The sequence below is a fragment of the Belnapia arida genome, from assembly GCF_016773205.1.
Lineage (GTDB): Bacteria > Pseudomonadota > Alphaproteobacteria > Acetobacterales > Acetobacteraceae > Belnapia > Belnapia arida.
The window spans coordinates 712,817-732,524 of sequence record NZ_JAETWB010000001.1 but is presented as its reverse complement, the minus strand read 5'-3'; the positions used below and the strand labels follow the sequence as shown (position 1 = coordinate 732,524).

24 protein-coding genes are annotated in these 19,708 nt (G+C 70.7%); 8 read left to right on the top strand and 16 right to left on the bottom strand.

Features of this window, described 5'->3' with window-relative positions; genetic code table 11:
• Window positions 1–87 precede the first annotated feature (87 nt).
• Window positions 88–1,290 carry a CaiB/BaiF CoA transferase family protein gene (locus JMJ56_RS03695; RefSeq protein ID WP_202830230.1) on the bottom strand — a complete coding sequence of 401 codons (1,203 nt, stop codon included), beginning with the start codon at window positions 1,288–1,290 and terminating at the stop codon, window positions 88–90.
• Between the two features lie 92 nt (window positions 1,291–1,382).
• Window positions 1,383–2,207 carry an isocitrate lyase/PEP mutase family protein gene (locus JMJ56_RS03690; protein WP_202830229.1) on the bottom strand — a complete coding sequence of 275 codons (825 nt, stop codon included), beginning with the start codon at window positions 2,205–2,207 and terminating at the stop codon, window positions 1,383–1,385.
• Between the two features lie 99 nt (window positions 2,208–2,306).
• Between JMJ56_RS03690 and JMJ56_RS03685 the strand changes: the two genes are divergently transcribed.
• Window positions 2,307–2,708 carry a RidA family protein gene (locus tag JMJ56_RS03685; protein WP_202830228.1) on the top strand — a complete coding sequence of 134 codons (402 nt, stop codon included), beginning with the start codon at window positions 2,307–2,309 and terminating at the stop codon, window positions 2,706–2,708.
• Between the two features lie 61 nt (window positions 2,709–2,769).
• Here JMJ56_RS03685 and JMJ56_RS03680 read toward each other — a convergent pair whose 3' ends face one another.
• From JMJ56_RS03680 to JMJ56_RS03630, 11 genes are all read right to left on the bottom strand, one after another.
• On the bottom strand, window positions 2,770–3,165 hold the full coding sequence (locus tag JMJ56_RS03680) for a DUF4112 domain-containing protein (protein WP_202830227.1): 396 nt from the start codon (window positions 3,163–3,165) through the stop codon (window positions 2,770–2,772).
• Between the two features lie 82 nt (window positions 3,166–3,247).
• The gene (locus JMJ56_RS03675; protein ID WP_202830226.1) at window positions 3,248–3,442 is read right to left on the bottom strand and encodes a hypothetical protein; all 195 of its coding nucleotides are present in this window, start codon (window positions 3,440–3,442) and stop codon (window positions 3,248–3,250) included.
• Between the two features lie 164 nt (window positions 3,443–3,606).
• Complete coding sequence (locus JMJ56_RS03670) at window positions 3,607–4,062, bottom strand: nuclear transport factor 2 family protein (protein WP_202830225.1); 456 nt, start codon at window positions 4,060–4,062, stop codon at window positions 3,607–3,609.
• A gap of 205 nt (window positions 4,063–4,267) precedes the next feature.
• Window positions 4,268–5,713 (bottom strand): YncE family protein, encoded by a 1,446-nt coding sequence (locus JMJ56_RS03665; protein WP_202830224.1) that lies wholly within the window; start codon window positions 5,711–5,713, stop codon window positions 4,268–4,270.
• A 12-nt stretch (window positions 5,714–5,725) separates the two neighbouring features.
• Window positions 5,726–6,172: a DUF305 domain-containing protein gene (locus JMJ56_RS03660; protein WP_236037402.1), complete on the bottom strand. Its 447-nt coding sequence runs from the start codon at window positions 6,170–6,172 to the stop codon at window positions 5,726–5,728.
• 84 nt (window positions 6,173–6,256) lie between these two features.
• Window positions 6,257–7,084 carry an alpha/beta fold hydrolase gene (locus JMJ56_RS03655; protein WP_202830223.1) on the bottom strand — a complete coding sequence of 276 codons (828 nt, stop codon included), beginning with the start codon at window positions 7,082–7,084 and terminating at the stop codon, window positions 6,257–6,259.
• A gap of 76 nt (window positions 7,085–7,160) precedes the next feature.
• Complete coding sequence (locus tag JMJ56_RS03650) at window positions 7,161–7,529, bottom strand: nuclear transport factor 2 family protein (RefSeq protein ID WP_202830222.1); 369 nt, start codon at window positions 7,527–7,529, stop codon at window positions 7,161–7,163.
• A 24-nt stretch (window positions 7,530–7,553) separates the two neighbouring features.
• Complete coding sequence (locus JMJ56_RS03645) at window positions 7,554–8,234, bottom strand: isochorismatase family protein (protein ID WP_202830221.1); 681 nt, start codon at window positions 8,232–8,234, stop codon at window positions 7,554–7,556.
• Window positions 8,235–8,331: 97 nt separating this feature from the next.
• Complete coding sequence (locus JMJ56_RS03640) at window positions 8,332–9,234, bottom strand: LysR family transcriptional regulator (protein ID WP_328702259.1); 903 nt, start codon at window positions 9,232–9,234, stop codon at window positions 8,332–8,334.
• 86 nt (window positions 9,235–9,320) lie between these two features.
• Window positions 9,321–9,923 (bottom strand): NADPH-dependent F420 reductase, encoded by a 603-nt coding sequence (locus JMJ56_RS03635; protein WP_202830220.1) that lies wholly within the window; start codon window positions 9,921–9,923, stop codon window positions 9,321–9,323.
• 34 nt (window positions 9,924–9,957) lie between these two features.
• The gene (locus JMJ56_RS03630; protein ID WP_202830219.1) at window positions 9,958–10,716 is read right to left on the bottom strand and encodes an SDR family oxidoreductase; all 759 of its coding nucleotides are present in this window, start codon (window positions 10,714–10,716) and stop codon (window positions 9,958–9,960) included.
• A 117-nt stretch (window positions 10,717–10,833) separates the two neighbouring features.
• On the opposite strand from JMJ56_RS03630, the gene JMJ56_RS03625 reads away from it, so the two are divergent.
• The 3 genes from JMJ56_RS03625 (at window position 10,834) to JMJ56_RS03615 (ending at window position 13,921) form a co-directional block, all read left to right on the top strand.
• Window positions 10,834–11,754: a LysR family transcriptional regulator gene (locus JMJ56_RS03625; RefSeq protein WP_202830218.1), complete on the top strand. Its 921-nt coding sequence runs from the start codon at window positions 10,834–10,836 to the stop codon at window positions 11,752–11,754.
• A 245-nt stretch (window positions 11,755–11,999) separates the two neighbouring features.
• Entirely contained in the window at window positions 12,000–12,965 is a 966-nt protein-coding gene (locus JMJ56_RS03620; protein ID WP_202830217.1) for a Bug family tripartite tricarboxylate transporter substrate binding protein, read from the top strand.
• Between the two features lie 14 nt (window positions 12,966–12,979).
• Complete coding sequence (locus JMJ56_RS03615) at window positions 12,980–13,921, top strand: Bug family tripartite tricarboxylate transporter substrate binding protein (protein ID WP_202830216.1); 942 nt, start codon at window positions 12,980–12,982, stop codon at window positions 13,919–13,921.
• A 57-nt stretch (window positions 13,922–13,978) separates the two neighbouring features.
• Here the strand turns inward: JMJ56_RS03615 and JMJ56_RS03610 are convergent, their stop codons facing one another.
• Complete coding sequence (locus JMJ56_RS03610; protein WP_202830215.1) at window positions 13,979–14,428, bottom strand: acyl-CoA thioesterase; 450 nt, start codon at window positions 14,426–14,428, stop codon at window positions 13,979–13,981.
• Between the two features lie 126 nt (window positions 14,429–14,554).
• Between JMJ56_RS03610 and JMJ56_RS03605 the strand changes: the two genes are divergently transcribed.
• On the top strand, window positions 14,555–15,547 hold the full coding sequence (locus JMJ56_RS03605; protein ID WP_202830214.1) for a GGDEF domain-containing protein: 993 nt from the start codon (window positions 14,555–14,557) through the stop codon (window positions 15,545–15,547).
• Here the strand turns inward: JMJ56_RS03605 and JMJ56_RS03600 are convergent.
• Both JMJ56_RS03600 and JMJ56_RS03595 read right to left on the bottom strand, forming a co-directional pair.
• A complete protein-coding gene (locus JMJ56_RS03600) occupies window positions 15,529–15,765 on the bottom strand; it encodes a hypothetical protein (protein WP_202830213.1) in 237 nt (78 codons plus the stop codon). The two genes, JMJ56_RS03605 and JMJ56_RS03600, sit on opposite strands and share 19 nt — an antisense overlap.
• Window positions 15,766–15,911: 146 nt before the next feature.
• Window positions 15,912–16,619, bottom strand: a complete 708-nt coding sequence (locus JMJ56_RS03595) for an RraA family protein (protein ID WP_202830212.1) — start codon at window positions 16,617–16,619, stop codon at window positions 15,912–15,914.
• A 201-nt stretch (window positions 16,620–16,820) separates the two neighbouring features.
• Here JMJ56_RS03595 and JMJ56_RS03590 point away from each other — a divergent pair, with 201 nt between their 5' ends.
• The 3 genes from JMJ56_RS03590 to JMJ56_RS03580 are packed head-to-tail and all read left to right on the top strand — an operon-like array spanning window position 16,821 to window position 19,707.
• Window positions 16,821–18,818 carry a type VI secretion system Vgr family protein gene (locus tag JMJ56_RS03590; protein ID WP_202830211.1) on the top strand — a complete coding sequence of 666 codons (1,998 nt, stop codon included), beginning with the start codon at window positions 16,821–16,823 and terminating at the stop codon, window positions 18,816–18,818.
• 5 nt (window positions 18,819–18,823) lie between these two features.
• Window positions 18,824–19,420, top strand: a complete 597-nt coding sequence (locus tag JMJ56_RS03585) for a DUF6931 family protein (protein ID WP_202830210.1) — start codon at window positions 18,824–18,826, stop codon at window positions 19,418–19,420.
• A complete protein-coding gene (locus tag JMJ56_RS03580; RefSeq protein WP_202830209.1) occupies window positions 19,420–19,707 on the top strand; it encodes a PAAR domain-containing protein in 288 nt (95 codons plus the stop codon). The genes JMJ56_RS03585 and JMJ56_RS03580 overlap by 1 nt, the downstream gene beginning before the upstream one ends.
• Window position 19,708 lies beyond the last annotated feature (1 nt).

Below are 19,708 nucleotides of genomic sequence, written 5' to 3'. Positions count from 1 at the left end.
TCAAGCCCGGCACGCCGGCCCGGCAGCCGGAACAGGCATCGCCGGCCCGGATAAGGAGGGATGCGGCGGCTGTGCGGGCCGGCCGCACTACCGCCCGCCCAGCGCTCCGGCCTCGCGCAGCGCCCGGATCTCCGCCGGTGCGTAGCCATGCTCGGCCAGGATCGCCTCGGCATCCTCGCCGAGGCCTGGCGGCGGGGGCGCCGGCGCCTTCGCCTCGCCCTCGACGTGGAGCGGGCTGTCCACTGTCCAGCGCCCAGCCGCCGTCGGGCGAATGGCGCCCGTGGCACGCGGCTGGTCTGCCGCCGCCGCTTCCGCGGTGGTCGTCACGGCATCGAAGGTCAGGCTGGCGGCATCCAGCAGCGGCCGCCATTCCGCCAGGCTGCGGGACGCGAAAGCGGTATCCAGCTCGGCGGCCAGCGCCGGCGCATTCGCCCGGCGCGTTGCCTGGTCAGCGAAGCGTGGGTCGCAACCCCAGCCAGGCCGGCCGAGCACCTCCAGCAGCGCCGGCCATTGCCGCGCCTCGTTGAGCAAGGCCAGCAGGAACCAGCGCCCGCAGCCTGCCTGGTAGAGGTTGACCATGGCATTCGGCGCCCGCTCGCGCGGCGGCCGGGGGATGAACTCCGCGCCGTCCAGCGCCGCCTGCACCATGAAGCCGTTCGACCAGAGCCCGGCGCCGAGCAGCGAGGCATGCACAAGGCCCCCCTGCCCCGTCCGCTCCCGCCGGTAGAGCGCCGTGACGATGGCGCCGTAAAGGGCGAGGCCCGCCGGGTGGTCCCCCATGCCGGCCACCGAGCGGGCGGGCGGGGCACCGGCATCCGGCCTGACGAGATCCATCAGGCCACTGCGGGCCCAGTAGGCGGTGGCGTCGAAGCCGGTCTTGTCCGCCTCCGGCCCGGTCTCGCCATAGGCGGTGAGCGCCGCGTAGATCAGCCTTGGGTTCAGCGCCATCAGGGCGTCCGGCTCGATGCCAAGGCCGGCGCGCAGCCGCGGCACCGTGTTGGTCACGAGGATGTCGGTGGCGCGGATCATGCGGTGCAGCACGCCTTGGGCGTCGGCACGCTTGAGATCCAGCACGAGCCCCCGCTTGCCGCGGTTGTCGAGCATCCAGGGATAGTCCGTCCCGCTCCGTGGTTGGCCGGGGGCGGCGGCCAACCCGCGATACGCGTCGCCGCCGGGCGGTTCCAGCTTGATGACGCTGGCGCCGAAGTCGCCCAGGATCGTGGCCGCCGAGGGCCCGGCCACATAGGTCGCCGCATCGATCACCTTCAGGCCCGCGAAGATCCCGGCCATTCGTGACTCTCCCCTGTCATCGCCCGCATGCTGCGGCGAGGTGGTGCGGCAACCGCATGGGAGGCGGCGCGGCCTCGGCCCCGGGCAGGGCGCTAGCCCTGCATGAAGCCGTTGAGCTGCGGCGTGGGCAGCGCCCGCTCGACATAACCGAAGGTGCCCGCCTCCCTCACCTCCCGCGCGGCATCGATCAAGCCGGTCATGGCCATGCGGTAGAGCGAGGTCGCAACGCTGACCCGCTTCACCCCGGCCGCCGCCAGCTCCGCGACCGCGAACGACTTCCCCTTGATCCCGGCCATGAAGTTGAACGGTTTCGACAGGGCGGTGCAGACCATGCGCACGGCCTCCAGGTCGGGCAGCCCGGGGGCGAACAGCACGTCGGCGCCGGCCTCCTCATAGGCGCGCAGCCGGGCGATCGTGCCGGCAAGGTCGGGCTCTCCCCGCAGGAAGCCCTCCGCCCGCGCCGTCAGCAAAAAGGGAAATCCGAGGCTCCTGGCCGCCTCCGCGGCAGCTCTGATCCGCGCCACCGCCTGGTCCAGCCCGTAGAGCGGCATGTCGGCGCGCCCGGTGGCATCCTCGATCGAAGCGCCAACCAGGCCGGTTCCGGCCGCCAGCAGAATGGTCTCGGCCACATCCGCGGGCGCATCGGCGAAGCCGCGCTCGAGGTCAGCCGATACCGGCAGGTCCGTTGCCTTGACGATCATGCGCGCATGGGCCAGCGCCTCATCCCGGGTCACGGCCCCGTCGCGCTTGCCGAGCGTGCCGGCACATGCGCCCGAGGAGGTCGCCAGCGCCTCGAAGCCAAGCGCGGCAAGCACCCGGGCGGAACCGGCATCCCAGGGATTGGCGACGACGAAAGCCCCGGCGCGCCGGTGCAATGCCTGGAAGCGTTCCGCCTTCTCGCCCTGGCTGGCAGGCATGGCTTATCCTCCCGTTCCGGCGGAAGCCTATCACGATGCGGATTGACCGATAGATGCGCCCGTCCTCAGCCTTGGCGGGAAAGCAGCAAGGGGGGGTCCATGGAGTTTCTCGGCCAACCGGGGCCCGGCGAGGCCCGTCCCTTCAGCCGGGCGGTCAAGGCCGGCGGGCTGGTCTGGGTCTCGGGCCATTCGGCGCCGCACGACCCGGCGCGTGGCGTCCACCGGGGCGCCACCGCGGCCGAGGAAGTGCGCAACGCGCTTGCCTTCATCGCCGGCCTGCTTGCCGAGGCCGGCAGCGGCCTCGACCGGGTCGTGCAGGTCACCATGCTGATCAGCGACCGCGCCGACTACGCCGCCTGCAACGCCGAGTATGTGCGGCACTTCCCGGCCGGGCTGCCGGCCCGCCATACCGCGCTGTTCGGGGTTCCGACCGAGGCACGGGTGGGGTTCGCCTGCGTTGCCCTGGTGGAGAGCGCGCCGGCCAGCAACGCAGGGGCATGAGCACGGCCGCTCGGCTCGGCGGACGCTGGCAACGAGCCTTTCCCCGTCAGCAGGCGCCGCCTCACCGTGGCCGGCGGCCGCGCCGCTCGAGATGCCGCCGCAACAGGGCCATGTTGCGGAGGTTGGCACGGAAGAAGACATCGCCGACCGACCCTGCGACCGGCACGGCGCTGATCACCGCATCCAGCCCGACATTGGCCACCATGCGCAGGAGCAAGCCGGCGGGCAGGCCCAGCCGGCGCGCTTCCCAGATCAGGTAGGCCGACACCGCCGTGGAGGCGACCGGCCCGACCGCCGGCAGCAAACTCAGAAGGGCATCCGCCCCGAAGCGGATCCCGGTGCCCGGAATGCGCCAATTGCTGTCGAGCAGGCGCGCGATCATCTCGAGGCGCGCAGGCATGTCCTGCTCGCGGCCGCCCTCGATGTCCCCGACACCCGCGACCGGGTAGCTGCTCATCCTGTCCTCCTCTGGGCCACCCAGGCAACGCCTTGCGCAGCGGATGGTGCCGCCTGCGGAAGCCGAAGGCTGCGCCGGCCCATCATCGAGGGAGCGTGGCCAGAAACGGCTCCGCCCGCCGCCGCGCCTCCTCCTCGATCAGCGGCCAGGGCCAGGCCGGATGAGCCGCCAGGACGCGCTCCATGAACAGCGCCACGAGATCCCGCTCGCCTGGCATCATGCGCAGTGCCCTGGGCTCGAATGGTGCGGGACGGGCTGGCAGCGAATCGTCGGGCATGGCGAGAGCCTAGAACGAATCAGGAACACGGCAACACTGCCGAATGCGGGACGGCCCCGTTTTTCCCCGCTATCCACAGCAGCGGTTCAGGCAGCCCATGGCGATGAGCGCTGCCTGGCCGCATCGGGTGGGCGGCTGGCGGCCAGCCGCCCTTCCCGGTCCCGTCAAATCCGAAAGGCTTGCCTGGCCAGCAGCCGCCACTCGCTGCCTTGCCGCTGCCAGACCTGCAGCACTCCGATATGGACCGGCGTCACCTTGCCCTGGCTCTCGGTTTCGCCATCGAGGACATGCCGTACGATGGCCTCGTTGCCGGACAGCGCGATCGTCTGGGCGCTGAGCTTGATGGTACGAAAGGCCGCGGTCTTCGCCAGCAGGGTGGCGATGAACTCCTCCTTGTTCTCGACCCGGCCGGCCGAATGGCCGTAGCTCAGGGCATCGGCACAGAGCGGCTCGAGCTTGGCGCGATCCGGCTCGAGCATGGCCCGGGTCAGCGCCTCGACAGCCCGCGCGACGGCCTGCTCGTCGGCAGCTTGCGCTGCGGCGGGCAGCGTCGCCATGAGCGGCGCGGCGATGACCGATGCAATGCCACCGAGGGTGGCGTGGCGTCGTCCGAAATGCATTCTTTCCTCCCCTGCCAAGTAGCTTGGCTCCTGGGAGGTTACGAGCCCTCCGGAAGGGCGTCCACTGGACCACAAGCAGGCCGCGCAATTGGGCGCAGGTTCATGAAGGCCCTGGCCGACCTACCGCCAAATGAGACGCTTCACGCCACCCCGGCCCGCCCCTCGTCCTGAGGTCACCACCCCGATGGGGAATGGGCACCGCACATCACCGTCGCTGCATCTGCTGCACGACGCCCGGTTGCCCAGCCTCCCTGGTTGCGATCACGAGGTAGCGGCGCGCTGTTCCGGCATCGCCCTGCACGACCTGGCGGATGGGCCCTACTGCATCGACGATGGCTGCTCCCGCAGGGTTGGCTGTGAAGGCGGCCAGCGGCTGCAACGCGCCGCTGCCGTCCGGCATCCCGGACAGGGCCAGCATGTAGGGCCTGCCCGGCTGCAACCCGGTGACGGAGGCCTGCAACACCTGCGTCAGCCCCTGGTCGAACAGGGACACGCTGGTCAGCGCATCCTCCGTCCCGGGCGTGCCAAGGCTCAGCTGGGTGGTGTTGGCCGCCAGGCCCAACGGCTGCAATCCCTGCCGGCCGTCGCCCTGCGGCACGGCGTTGCTGACATAGACCAGCGCCTGTGGAGCCTGCCCGATCGGAACCTCCGCCACCACGGTGTTGGTGGCGGTCTCGATGACCGCGAGGGCATCGGCATTCTCCAGCCCGACATAGACGCGGGTGCCGTCACCGGACGGCCACACCCCATGCGGCAGCTTGCCCACCGGGATGGTCGCCACCTCGGAGAAGTCGTCGGTCCGCAGCACCCGTACCAGGTTCGACCCCCCTACCGTGACATAGGCGAAGGTGCCCCCGGGCGTGGCGGCGAAGTTGACGTGGTTGGTGATCGGACCTGTCTCGAAGCTCCTGATGACGCCGAACGGCGGCCGGGCGTCGAACACCATGGTGCGGCCCACATCCTTCAGCGTCAGCCAGACCTGCCTGCCGTCCGGGGTTGCCGCGATGTTGGGGCAGAAGGGGCTGTCCTGCCTCACCCGGCCAACGATCTCGTGGTGGGCGGTGGAGATCACCACCGTCTCCGGATTGAAGGAGGAGCACACATAGCCGTACTCCCCATCCGGCGAGAAAATCGTCATGCCCGGCCCGGCCGGCACGGCGATGCGCCGCTTCTCGGCGAAGGTGGCGGCGTCGATCACCGACACGTAGTCATCGCCTCGCACCGTGACCCAGACTTCCCGGCCATCGGGCGTGAAGAAGGCCTCATGCGGGGACCGGCCGAGATAGGTCGTGTGCTTCACGGCGTTGGTGGCGGTGTCGACAAAGGTAACGGAGTTGCTGCCGATGGAGACCACCGCCAGCGTGCGGTGATCCGGAGAGAAGCCCATGCCGTGCACCAGCACCTGCCCGCGGTAGAGCGGGCTGAGATTGCCGGGCTGCGGGTCGCCCAGCCGGATGACGCCGAGCAGGGTGTTGGTCCCCGGATCGGTCACCGACACCGTGTTGGAGAACTGTTCCGCCGCGTAGACGCGGTCGCGCGAGGACACCGGCACGTCGCCCGATGCCGCGGAGTCCGGGGCCTGGCCAGCCCAGGCCGCGGCCATGAGGAGGCCGCCACCGAGGCAGGTGGAGGCCAGCAGGAGGTTTTTCATGGTCGGGCTTCCTTAGCGGGCCGAGGACGCGGTGGATGCCGGGCCGGAGGCGGGGACCGGTGCCAGGGGCGCGCCGATGGCCAGCCGCATGGCCGAGATCTCCGCCTGCTGGGTGATGACGATTTCCTGTGCCAGACGGCGAAGTCGCTCATTGCCGCCATGCCGCAGCAGAGCGGTGGCCATGTCGATGGCGCCCTGGTGGTGCGCCGTCATCATCGCCACGAAGTCGCGGTCGATGTCGCCGCTGGGCCGGACGGCCATGGCCTGCATCATCTGCGCCATGGCGACGTCGTTCTCGGCCATGAAGCTTCGCTCCACGGTTTGCTCCGCGGCCGTCTCGGCCATCCGATGGTGCTCGTGGTCCCCGTGAGACCGGGCGCCCCCGGCGCTGCCCAGCAGCAGGAGCAGCCCGGCCAGGCAGGCACGCCGCGCGCGCAGGTGAGAAGAGGTGACGTCCAAGATGTCCTCCGAAGCTCGATGTGCGCGGCAGGTTTTCCGGCGCTGCATCGTGGAGCCGAGTTCGAGCAAGCCTCCGAACCGGCCTCAACTCCGGGCGAAAGCCAGCAGGTCCTCGTTCAACCGATCCTGATGCGTGGAGGCGAGGCCGTGCGGCGCGCCCTCGTAGATCTTCAGCGTCGCGCCGCGCACCACGGTCGCGGTCAGCGCCCCCGCATGGGCCACCGGCACGATCTGGTCGTCGTCGCCATGGATCACCAGCGTGGGCACGTCGATCTTCTCGAGGTCGGCGGTGTAGTCCACCTCGGAGAACTCGCGGATGCAGGCGTAGTGGCCGATGATCGAGCCCATCATGCCCTGGTTCCAGAATGTCTGGCGCAGCCCCTCGTTCACCGCGACGCCGTCGCGGTTCATGCCGAAGAAGGGCAGCGCGAGGTCGAGGTAGAAATTCGAGCGATTGTCGGAGACGCCCTTGCGGATGCCGTCGAATACCGAGATGTCGAGCCCGCCCGGCCATTGCGGGGTGGACACCATGATCGGCGGCACCGCGCTGAGCAGCACGACCCTGGCGACGCGGCCGGTGCCGTGCCGGCCGATGTAGCGGGCCACCTCGCCGCCACCGGTGGAGTGCCCGACCATCATCGCGCCGCGCAGGTCCAGCGCCTCCATCACGGCCGAGAGGTCGTCGGCGTAGGTATCCATGGTGTTGCCGTGGCCCGTCTGGTCGGAACGGCCATGGCCGCGCCGGTCATGCGCCACGACGCGGAAGCCGTTCTGGAGCATGAACAGCATCTGTCCGTCCCAGGCATCCGAGCACAGCGGCCAGCCATGCGAGAAGACAACCGGTCGGGCATCCTTCGGCCCCCAGTCCTTGCAGAAGATGCGTGCGCCATCGGCCGCGGTGACAAAAGTCATGGGGGGCTTCCTTGCTGGAGGCGTCGCAGGCAGGCGCCACCGACACCCGCCCGGGACGCTGAATGTTCCTGTCAGTTCAGGCAGGAACAGGATCGAAGAAGAGGTAGATCGCCGCGATCCGGCCGTCGCGGGCGAGGATGACGTCGGTTCCCGCATGGGCCGGAGCCTCGCCCGGCCGACCGGCGACCCACTGGATGCGTCCGGCCGCGCCGTGCATCTCCTCGGGCGGACGAAGGGGCGAGTATCGGAGGCCGGGCTGGGCGGCCCGGATCACCCCCGCGATCCTGTCGATCGCGTCGCGCCCGCGATGCATCCCCTCGGGCTCGTAGAACACCGCATCCTCGGCGAAGAGCTCATCGATGACGGTCCGGCGGCGCCCGGGATCGTCCTCCCCGAAGACCTCGTGGAGGTTGCGCGTCAGGAGCGTCGCTATGCTGTTGGGCATCGAGGCTTTCCCCAGCCGCCGCGTTCAGGCACCCTCGACATGAGGGCTCGTCGCCTGCGCCACCTCGGTCAGGTAACCCTTCACCAACTCACGGGCCCTGCCGGCGACGGGTGACTTCCAGTCCCGGAACAACTCGGTGCCGAAGGCAAGGGCGGTGGTGGGCACGGCCCCCGCCTGCACCAGGCGCTGGATCGCCGTCGCGTGAGCGACCTGCGACAGGCCGCCGACGGCATCCACCGGGAAGGCCACGTCGTAGCCATCCCGCAGCATTTCCACGACCGGAAAGGCGAGGCAGATCTCCGTGAACAGCGCGCCGACGAGCAGCCGCTTGCGCCCGGTTGCGCGCACGGCATCGCGGAAGGCCGCATCCTCCCAGGCATTCATGGAGGAGCGGTCGATCTCCGGTGCCCCGGGCAGTTCCTCAAGGATGGAGGACCGGGTCGGTCCGTTCACGCCCAACTCCACACCCACCGTGGACAGCACGATCGGCATGCCGAAGGCCTTGGCCGTCCTGATCAGAAAGCGGATATTCAGGTCGACGAGACCCGCCGATGTCTCAGAGCGGATCTGGTCGAACATCTCCTGCTGGTAGTCGATCACCACCATGGCCGTTTCCTCGTACCTGAACACGCCTTGTCCTGTCATCCTGCCACTCCATGCGTCTGTTCGAGGCAAGCCGCGTCGCGGTTCCGCCATGCGCTCCATGGGGTCATCCAATCCGGGCGGACGGTAGCCGCGTCATCCGGGGAACTGTGTCGCAGGACGGGGAACGCCATCGAGCCGGCGGGCAGCCCCGGGGCGATCACGCAGCGGCATCGGCCATGGCCGAAAGCCGGGCACCGCCGAATGCCGTCACCATCGCGTCGATCAGCGCCTGCACCTTGCGGGACGGATAGGTCCCCGGTGGCCTGACCACGTAGAGGCCAGCCTGCGGGACGGGGTGTCGCGTCATGACGGGAACCAGCGCGCCCGACGACACGAAGGGATCAGTAATGAAGTCCGGCAGGTTGGCCAGGCCAAGCCCGGCACAGGCCGCTGCCACCAGCGCCGACGCGCTGTCCGCCTTGAACCGGCCCCGTGGATGAATCGTGACAACCCGCCCCCCATCGAGCAGCCGCCACGTCTCGGAGCCCTGCATGAGCGCTTCGTGGCGTGCGAGCTCCTCCAGTCTCCGCGGAGCGCCGTGCCGCTCGATATAGTCCGCGCTGGCGACCAGCTTGCCGTGGATCGGCGCGATCTGGCGGGTCACGAGGCTGGAGTCCTGCAAGTAGCCGACACGAATCGCAGCGTCGAAGCCCTCGCCGACGAGGTCGACGAAGGTGTCGCTGTGGGTGGCGTGGACATGCAGCAGCGGATGCCGCCTCGCCAGTTCGATCAGGACCGGCGCAACCTGCGTCGAGCCGAAGGTCATGGGCAAGGCAAGGCGGAGCCGGCCCCGTATCGCGCCGTTCGGGCGAAGCAGATCCTGCGCGAGATCCATCTCCGCGCAGGCCCGCGCGGCATGCTCGCGGAGGATGGCGCCGGCCTCGGTGACCGACGAGCCGCGCGTGGTGCGCGCGAGCAGCAAGGTGCCCAGCTGTTGCTCGAGCCTGAGCAACCTGCGGCTCACGATGGACTTCGCGATACCCAGGCGTGCGGCGGCAGACGACACGCCACCGGCATCGGCCATCTCCACGAAGGTCCGCAGATCGTCCAGGGCGAACACGGGCTTTCCTTTCGCTCTCGCAGGCAGCCTTGGCCAGGTCAGGGCCGGCCTGCGAATGGAGGCACCAATGGCACCGGCGGCTCGTCTCAGCCGAACCGGACGAGATTGAGGGCCGGCAGCGGGCCGCCCGGGAATTGGACGAGCCGGGCACCCAGGGCGAGCGGCCCGAGATCGATCCCGAAGAAGCCGAGCCGTTCGATCAGGGCGCCGACCTGCGCCTTCGCATCGGCGTCGTCGCCCGACAGGAACAGCACGCGCCGTCCGCCCTCGGCCGCGGGATCGCCGGCGAGGAGTTGCGGCTGCAGGTGGTTGAACGCTTTCACCAGCCGCGCGCCGGGCACGAGCTCCGCGACGATCTCGGAGGAAGCGCGGCCGCCCAGATCGGCGGGCCGGAACAGCGGCGCCTCGATCGGGTTGTTGGCGTCGACGACGATGCGCCCGCCGAAGTTGGGCAGTCCGGCGAGCGCCTCCGGCAGCTTCGACCAGTTCACCGCCACGAAGACGATGTCCCTGGAGGCCGCGTCCTCGCGGCTGCCGGCCGTGATGGTCGGGCCGATGCCCGTGACGACGTCCTTCAGGCTTTCGGGCCCGCGGCTGTTCGACAGGGTCGCGGCGATGCCGTGGCGGGCGAGCGCCGTGGCGATGGCGCGCCCGATATTGCCGGCGCCGATGATGCCGATGCTGGGCATGGTGATGCGTTCTCCGCTTTGATGGATGGAATGGTCAGGCGGACTGGCCGCCGTCGACGTTCAGCGTCGCGCCGGTGACGTATCCGGCGTCCGGGCCGGCCAGGAACGCGACCGCTGCGGCGACCTCCTCGGGCCGGCCGTAGCGGCCGAGCGCGGCGAGGCCCTTCAGCGTCGCCGCGAACGGGCCGTCCGACGGGTTCATCTCGGTGTCGATGGCGCCCGGCTGGACCAGGTTGACCGTAATTCCGCGTGGCCCAAGGTCACGCGACCAGCCACGGGTATAGGCCGCGACCGCCGCCTTCGTGGCCACGTAGTCGGCGACGCCTGGAAAGGGCACGTGCACCGCTCCGGTCGTGCCGATGGAGACGATGCGGCCACCATCCGACATGAGCGGCACCGCGGCGCGCACCGCGGCGGCCACGCCCCCGACGTTGACCGAAAGCTGGTGGTCGAAGGCGGCGAGGTCGGCCTCCGCGTCACCGACCATGCCGGTGACGAAGACGCCGGCGGAATTGACGAGGATGTCGAGCCGGCCGAGGGCGGCATGGGCATCGCGGACCAGCGCCGCCACCTCGGCGGGAATCGCCTGGTCGGCCCGGATGGCGACCGCGCGCCGGCCGAGCGCCTCGACCTCGGCGACGACCTGCTCGGCCCGCTCGCGCGAGGCGGCATAGCTGAAGGCGACGTCAGCGCCATCCCGGGCCAGGCGGCGCACGATCGCCGCGCCGATGCCGCGCGATCCGCCGGTTATGAGCGCTGCCTTGCCGGCGAGGGGGAGAAGGGTCTGCGTCATGGCCGGTGATCCGTCCTGCTTCGATGGCTGGAAGATCGCGCCTTCGTTCACCGAGGATTAGCCGAGAACGGCTTGCCAGACTTTCAAGGCTTCATTGAAAATCAGCATGTGGAAACCTTGGCCAACCTCGAATCCTTCATCCGCAGCGCGGAGCACGGCAGCTTTTCCGAGGCTGGGCGACGGATGTCGCTGACCCCGGCCGCAGTCAGCCGCAACGTCGCCATGCTGGAGCGGAACCTGGGCGTGCGGTTATTCCACCGCTCGACACGGCGGCTGACCCTGACCGAGGCGGGGGAGGCTTTCCGCGTGGGGATCGCCGAAAAGCTGGACGGCATCCAGGCCGCGATCGCCGAGGTAGCCACCGGCGGTGGGGAGCCGGCGGGTACCCTGAAAGTCAGCTTGCCGCCGTCCCTGGGCCTGACCTACATCCTGCCCTTGCTGCCCGGCCTCCTCGCACGTCATCCAGGCATCCGGCCCGAATGGCACTTCGAGAGCCGGCCGGTCGATCTCGTGGCCGAGGGCTACGACGCCGCCATCGGCGGCGGGTTCGAGCTGTCCCCGGGCGTGGTCGCGCGCGCGCTGGCGCCGGCCCATATCATCGCCGTCGCCTCGCCCGGCTACATGGCCGGGCGGGTACGGCCTGCCGACCCGGCCGGATTGCGGTCGCTGGAAGGGGTGGTGATGCGCGCACCGCGGACGGGGCGGATCCGGCGATGGACCATGCGCGACGCGGCAGGACAGGAGATGCCCGTGCTCCTGCCGGAAAGCGTCGTGGTCAACGATCCCGTTGCGATGCGCGAAGCCGCGCTGCTCGGCCTCGGCGCTGCGATGCTGGCCGTGCCCGATGCGCTGCCTGCGCTGGAGAGCGGCCAGCTCATACGCCTCGTTCCGCGCTGGTATGCCGATGCGGGGGCGATCTCGCTTTACTATGCGTCGCGGACCTTGGTGCCTCGCAAGACGCGCGTCTTTGTCGATTGGGTGACCGATGCGTTCGGAAAGCAGAAGCTGGCGGAGCGCTTCGCCGGGAGCTTGATGTAGTAGCCCCCGGCATCGAGATGGGCGTCCGGTTTATGACGCCGCCCGTGACCGACGCCCGCTTGGCGGCTGGCACCATGATGCCCAGTGATGCGGTTGCCCGAAGCGGCAACAGCCTTCGGCCATGTCGGCTCTCCGCCCGCCCACGGCAGGTGGACCGGCGCTCCGCGTCGAGCGCCACCTCCCTACTCCATCTCCCCACTGCGGCGCGGCCATGCAAGGCTGGGCGCAACGACCGCGAGGAAACCATGCCAAGCACCAGGATCGCGCGCCGCAGCCTGCTCGCCGCCGCCCTCGCCATGCCCGATCTGGCCAAACCCGCCCTGGCGCAAGGCAGGCCGGTGACGCTCGTCGTCCCCTTCCCGCCCGGCGGCTCGACCGACCTCATGGGCCGCCTGCTCGCCGAGCGCATGGCTCCCCTGCTTGGCCAGCCCCTCCAGGTCGAGAACCGCCCCGGCGCCGCGACCGTGGTCGGCGCCGAATACGTCGCACGTGCCGCGCCCGATGGCGCCACCCTCCTCGTCAATTCCGGCACCACGCTGACGCTCAACCCGCTGCTGATGCGCAGCCTCCCCTACAGGCCGGAGGATTTCGCCCCCGTCTCCCTGCTCAGCATCCTGCCCTTCGCCTTCGTGCTGCAGAACCATCTGCCGAAGACCATCCCGGAATTCGTGGCGTTGGCGAAGGCGCAGCCAGGCCGGCTGAATTACGGCACCAACGGCCCTTCCTCCTTCAACAACATCGCCGCCGTGCTGGTCGCCGAGCAGCTTGGCATCCGCATGCAGGACGTGACCTACCGCGGCGACGCGCAGCAGTTGAACGACTTCCTCGCCGGCACGCTCGACGTGCTGGTGGTCGGCGGCGCCTCGGCCATCGGGACGCACCGCAACGGCCAGGGCCGCATCATCGGCTGGACCGGCGACAGGCGCATGCCCGGCTTCCCCGAGGTCCCGACCTTCGCCGAGACGCAGCCGGAGGCGGTGGCGCAAACCTATTTCGGCCTGGTAGCCCCCGCCCGCACCCCGGCCGCCGCAATCGCCCGCTTCGCCGCCGCCGCCGGCGAGGCATTGAAGGAACCGGGCTTCCGCGACCGCCTGCTCGCCGAGGGCCAGTTCGCCATCGGCAGCGGGCCGGAGGACTGCGCCGCCTTCATGCAGAAGGAGGCCGCGCGCTGGGCTCCCCTCCTCCGCCGCATGAACCTCCAGATCGACTGACGGGGGCGCCCGCCATGCCGCCCAGCCGCCGCTCCCTTCTGGCCCTCTCCCTCGCCACCCCGGCCGCCGCGCAGGAGGGGCCGGTCGGCATCATCGTCCCCTTCACACCCGGCACCGGGCCGGACCTGCTTGCCCGCCTCGTCGCTCCGGTGCTGCAAGCCGCCCTCGGCCAGCCGGTGGTGGTCGACAGCCGCCCGGGCGCCAGCGGCAATATCGGCACGCAGGCCGCCGCCCGCGCCGCGCCGGACGGGCGGACGCTGCTGCTCCAGGCCAATACTTTCGTGATGAACCCAAGCCTCTTCCGCCAGGTCCCCTACGACCCGGTCGCCAGCTTCGCCCCCATCATTCGGCTCAGCCTCGGCGAACTGGTCCTCGCCGTGAATCCGGACGTCGCCGCCCGCAGCGCCGCCGAGTTCGCAGGTCTCGCCCGCCGCGGGGGACTCGACTACGCCAGCCCCGGCATCGGCACGCCGCAGCACCTGGCGATGGCGCTCTTCGCCGTCGAGGCCGGCGCGACGCTCGACCACATCCCCTATCGCGGCAGCGCCCCTGCCATCCAGGACCTGCTCGGCCGACGCGTCGCCGCCATGGTGCTGCCCGTCCACACCGCCCTGCCGCTCGCCGCCGATGGCCGCATCCGCCTGCTCGCGGTCGGCAGCCCGCAGCGCAGCCCCGCCGCCCCCGCCGTGCCGACCATGGCCGAGAGCGGCCTGCCCGGCGCCGAGGTCGATCTCTGGTATGGGCTGCTCGGCCCCGCCGGCCTGCCCGCCACGCTCATCGCCCGACTGAACGCGGTGCTGGGCGACTGGCTGCGCCAGCCCGCGACGCAGGGGGCGCTCGCTGCCCAGGGCATGACGCCTGCCGGTGGCACGCCGGAGGAGTTCGCCGCCGTCATCGCCCGCGACCTCGCCCGCTGGGCCGAGGTCATCCGCCGCGCCAACATCTCGGCCGAATAGAGCGCGATCGAATGATCCGCGGTCCGGCGATCACTGAGTCCGGCTTGGGTATTTGTCCTAGCCCTCGCGGCGCCGCAACACGAGCCGCCGCGGCGCCGCCCCGGTGCAGGCCGCCGCGAAGCGCTCCAGCACGCGCGCCGGCCAGAGCCCCACCCGCCGCACGGCAAGATCCATGCAGAGGTAGAGAACCTCGTTCTCGGCGGCGAGCCAGCCCTCCTCGGCATGGAGCATCCGGTGCACCGCGATCAGCCGCTTGCCGTCATAGGCCAGCACCTCACTCGTGCAGGACAGCGGCATGCCCTCCCGCACCTCGCGCACGTAATTCACCCAGGCCTCAGCGGCGAAGGTGCCGAACCCCTCCGCATGCAGCGGCTTGCCGAGGCCGAGGCTCGGCCAGAGCTGGTCCGTCGCTATGTCGAACACCGCCAGATAGTAAGCCATGTTCATGTGGCCGTAGTGGTCGACCCAGTCCGGCCGCACCACCGCCAGCACCTGCCTCTCCGCCATGCCGCCTCCCATGCTCCGCGCCATTCGGGCCGAGCCGCCGCGGCTTGTCCAGCCTCCCGGGAGATTGCATGGGATATCATCCAGTGGTTGTGCTAACATGGATGCAACCAACCAGGACCACCGATCATGCCCGCCGCCCCGCTGCCGCCGGACGAAACCGGCCGCCTCGCCGCGCTGCGCTCCTATGCCGTGCTGGACACGGCGTGCGAGGCCGCCTTCGACGACATCGTCCGCCTCGCTGCCCGGCTCACCCGCCGGCCTATTGCCCTGGTCTCGCTGATCGATGCCGAGCGCATCTGGGCCAAGGCCCGGCACGGCGCGGAGCTCACCGAGGCGCCGCGCAACCTCGCCTTCTGTGCTCATGCCATCCTCGACCCTGGCCAGCCCCTGGTGATCGAGGATGCGCGGGTCGATCCGCGCTTCGCCGATAACCCGCTGGTTCACGCCGATCCCGGCCTCCGCTCCTATACCGGCATCCCGCTGGTGAATGCGGAGGGCTTCGCCCTCGGCACCCTCTGCGTACTCGACCACGCGCCGCGCTCGACCAGCGAGGAGGAGCTGGAGATCCTTTCCGGCCTCGCCCGCTCGGTATCGACGGCGCTGGAGCTGCGCCGGGCGATGCGGCGCATGCACGACCTGGCCGTCACCGATGGGCTGACCGGCCTGCCCAACCGCTCGGCGCTGATGACGGCGCTGGATGCAACGCTCGCCGTGCGCTGCCCCTTCACCCTTCTCTTCATCGACCTCGATGGCTTCAAGGGCGTGAACGACCGGCTGGGCCATGCCGCCGGCGATGCCGTGCTGCGCGCCGTCGCCGATGTGCTGCGCGCGGCCACGTGCGAGACGGACAGCCTGGCCCGCCTCGGCGGCGACGAGTTCTGCGTCCTGCTCGGCGAGACCGCCGGCGCCGCGCAACGGGCCGAGCGCATCCGCCTGGCGCTGGCCGAGGGCATGGCGCGCGGCGGCTGGCCAGTCACCGCGTCGATCGGCTCGGTCGGCTTCGACTCCATGCCCGCCTCGGCCGAGGCCGCCCTCTCCGCGGCGGATGCGATGATGTACGCCGCCAAGGCCGGCGGGAAGGACCAGGTCCGCAGCGCGCTTTACGAACAGGCCGGATAGGCGAGCCAGCCCAGCACCGTTCCGTCCGGCGCCGCGATCCGTCGCGCGTCGGCGCAGCGCCGTTCGAGGAAATAGGCGGCCGCCGCGGGCGCCGGCGCCGGCGCATCGGCCAGCGTCAGCCGCATCGCGACGCGCCCCTGCTCGCCGACCAGGCAGCGCTCCGTCACCCGCCCGCGCCGCACCCTGACCGCGAGCCGCCCGTTTGCGGCCGGCCCCACGTCGTCGACATAGGCGCCGAGATCCCCGTCGAGGCAGGCCCGGAGCGCCGGCGCCAGCAGGCCGAGCCGCTCCTCCCAGCCCGGCTCCGCCGCTGCCGGACCGGCCAGCAGCAGCGCCAGGCCGAGCGCAGGTCCGGGCCGGATCCTCAGTGGATCTCGTCCGCCCGCGAGAGCGCCTCTTTCAGCTTGTGGATGTCGAAGTCGTCCCGCTTCGCCATCTCGAGGATCACCGCCTCGCGCCGGGCGACGAGGTCGATCGCCTCCGGCAGCTGCCGTACGCATTCCGCCGGGATGACGACGGCGCCGTGCCGGTCGGCGTGCACCACGTCGTCATGCATGCAGGGCATGCCGTGGACGAGCACGTCACGGCCGAAATCGACCATGTGGACATGCGCATGGCTCGGATTGACCATCCCGCCGATGATCTGGAAGCCCGGCGCCAGCATGTCGAGGTCGCGGAAGGAGCCGCTGGTGACGCAGCCCTGGCAACCGAGGCCCTTGTGGATGGCGCTGTTCACCTCGCCCCAGAAGGCGCCGATGCCGGGCGTCTCGTCGAGGTCCTCGATGACGACGATGGTCGGCAGGTCGGCATCGGCGACGTAGTCGTACCAGCCGATGCGCGCATCGCGGTCCTGCTCCCGGGTGCGGCCGGAGGGGGCGGCGGCGCGGATCTGCCCGGTGCGCGCCAGGCCGCAGAGCGGCGGCAGGGAGGGATCGGCGGCGGTGAAGGGCTTCAGCGTGAAGCCGCGCCCCCGCCGGGCCGGGGCCACCAGCTCGAGCGCGTTGCAGATGGACGGCGTGTCCCAGCGCCGCAGCAGATCGAGATCGGCGCGGGTGAAGGGGCGTTCGGTCATGGCGTCAGTCCTCCCGGAAGGTCCCAGCTTCATGGAGGCCAGGCTGCCGGTCAAATGCCCGGCCGCCGCCTCATCGGCCGGGTTGCAGCCGTCACCATAATGCTCACGTCGTCGCGAAAGTCGCGCCGGCCGGGGTGGATCGCGGTATTCCACCGGTAGTAGGGGCCCTGTATGATAGCGGAACGGGGCGTAGGGGGGGGCATGTCGGATTCGCCGGAGATCAGCCAGTCGGGCAGGCTCCTCGGGATCACCTCGCCGCTCGGCCCCGATGTGCTGGTCCTGCGCCATCTCAGCGTCACCGAGGCGATCGGCCGTCCCTTCGTCATCGAGGCGGAGGTGCTGTCGGCGAAGAGCGACCTCACCCCGAAGGACCTGCTCGGCAAGTCGATCACCTGCACCATCGCCCTCGGCACCCAGCCGGAGCGCCACTTCAACGGCATGGTCCGCGCCTTCGCCAAGGTGGCCGGCCACGAGCGCGGCCTCACCGCCTACCGGCTGGAAGCCGTGCCGCTGCTCTGGAACATGACCCGCACGGCGGATTGCCGCATCTTCCAGGATCAGTCGGTGCAGGACATCCTCACCGCCATCCTCGGCGAGGCGAGCGTCGCCCCGGTGCGCTTCGGCACCCTGCCCTCCACCCCGCGCCCCTACTGCGTGCAGTTCCACGAGACCGATTTCGACTTTGCCAGCCGGCTGATGGACGAGGTCGGCGCCGGCTACTTCTTCCAGCACGGCGGGAACGACCACACGCTGACGGTGACCGGCGCCAATGCCGACTTCCCGCAGGTGCCCGGCGAGACGCTCGTGGTGCGCGCCGCCTCCAACGAGGCCGACGCCGTCACCGACTGGCGCGTCTCCGGCGCGCTGCAGCCCGGCAAGCATGTCGGCTACGACTTCGACATGCTGAAGCCCTCATCCCTGTTGCAGGCCACGGCGCAGACCAGGCTCCCCACGCCCGATGCCGCCACCTGGGAGGTCTATCGCTGGGGCGCCGGCCAGGCGGTCCAGCCCGGTGGCGACCCCTCGACCATCGGCATGGAGCAGAACGAGGCCCAGGCCGATTCCGCCGAGGGCCGCACCCAGGTCGCCGCCCTCTTCGCCGGCGGCAAGATCAAGGTGCAGGAGGGGCTCGACGGCTCGGTGACCCCGTGGCTGGTCACCGCCCTCCGGCACGAGGCGATGGACGAGACGCAGCTGGTCGGCGACGGCCAGTCGCACTACGGCAACAGCTTCGTCGCCATCCCCGCCGACCGCGCCTGGCGCAACGCCGCGCCGCGCCGCCGCCCGCCCATGCCCGCCCTGCAGAGCGCCATCGTCACCGGCCCCTCGGGCGAGGAGATCCACTGCGACCAGCACGGCCGGGTGAAGGTCCAGTTCCTCTGGGACCGGTACGGCAAGAAGGACCAGAACACCTCCTGCTACGTCCGCGTCTCGCAGCCCTGGGCCGGCAAGTGGGGCGGCACCTGGTTCCTGCCGCGGATCGGCGACGAGGTGCTGGTCGGCTTCCTCGACGGGGACCCGGACAAGCCCGTGGTGCTCGGCAGCATCCACAACCAGGAAGCGCCGCCGCCCTACGCCATGCCCTCGCTCAACACCCAGAGCGGCATCACCACCCGCTCCTCGAAGGGCGGCGGCAAGGACAACGCCAACCTGCTGCGCTTCGAGGACAAGAAGGGCTCGGAGGAGGTCTATATCCAAGCCGAGTTCGACATGAACGTGCTGGTGAAGCACGACCTCGACACCACCGTGCGCGACGGCAACGAGACGCGCCTGGTCAAGACCGGCAAGCGCACGACGACCGTCGAGGGCGACGAGACGCTGACGGTCAACACCGGCAACCGCGAGACCACCATCAAGACCGGCAACGACACCTACACGCTCAGCACCGGCAACCTCTCGCAGACCCTGAAGATGGGCAACCACGACCTCAAGCTCTCCATGGGCAACATGAGCACCGTGCTCGACATGGGGAACTACAGCGTGAAGACCTCGCTCGGCGCGGTGACCATCGAGGCGATGCAGGGCATCACGCTGAAGGTCGGCACCTCCGAGCTGAAGCTCGATCAGATGGGCATCACCATCAGCGGCATGATGGTGAAGCTGGACGGCAAGCTGCAGCTCGACGCGCAGGGCATGATGACCACGGTCAAGGGCACGGCCATGCTGCAGGCCTCCGGCGCCATCGTGATGATCGGGTGAGCGGCATGAGCACGGCACGCCCCGCCTCCAAGCTCCTGGTGGCCCTCTCCCCCCTGCTCCCCCGGCTCGAGCTCGATGCCGAGGGCAGCGCGCTGCTGGCCGGCCTCGCCGATGCCGAGGCGGCGCTCGCCCGGCTCGAAGGCGCCGGCCGCATGACCGAGGCGCTCCGCCTCCTCGCCCATGCCCTGCCGAAGCGCGAGGCCGTCTGGTGGGCCTGCATGTGCGCCCGCGCCGTGCCCGACCCGGCGGCACGGGCGGAGGATGCGCAGGCGCTCGACGCCGCCGAGGCCTGGGTGCGCCGCCCCGACGAGGCCGCCCGCCGCGCCGCCATGGCCGCCGCCGAGCGCGCCGCCTTCCGCAGCACGGAAGCCTGGGCCGCGGTCGGCGCCTTCTGGTCCGGCGGCAGCATGTCGCCCGAGGGCCAGCCGGTGGTCCCGCCCGCCGAGCACCTCACCGGCGTCGCCATCGCCGGTGCCGTGGTGCTCGCCACCGTGCGAACCGCGCCCGAGCGCGCCCCGGTGCGCTACCCCCGCTTCATCGCCAGCGCCCGCGACATCGGCACCGGTGGCGCCGGCCGCCTGCCGCCCGAAGGAGAGGGCTGATGCCCCCCGCCTCCCGCATCACCGACATGCATGTCTGCCCCATGCTCACCGGCCCGGTCCCCCATGTCGGCGGCCCGATCCTGCCGCCGGGCGGGGTGACGGTGCTGATCGGCGGGCTGCCCGCCGCCCGCGTCGGCGACATGTGCGTCTGCGTCGGCCCGCCCGACGTCATCGCGCTCGGCTCCTTCAAGGTGTTCATCAAGGGCCAACCCGCCGCGTATATGGGCAGCATGACGGCGCATGGCGGCAGTGTCGTCCTGGGCTGTCCCACCGTCATAGTGAGCTGAG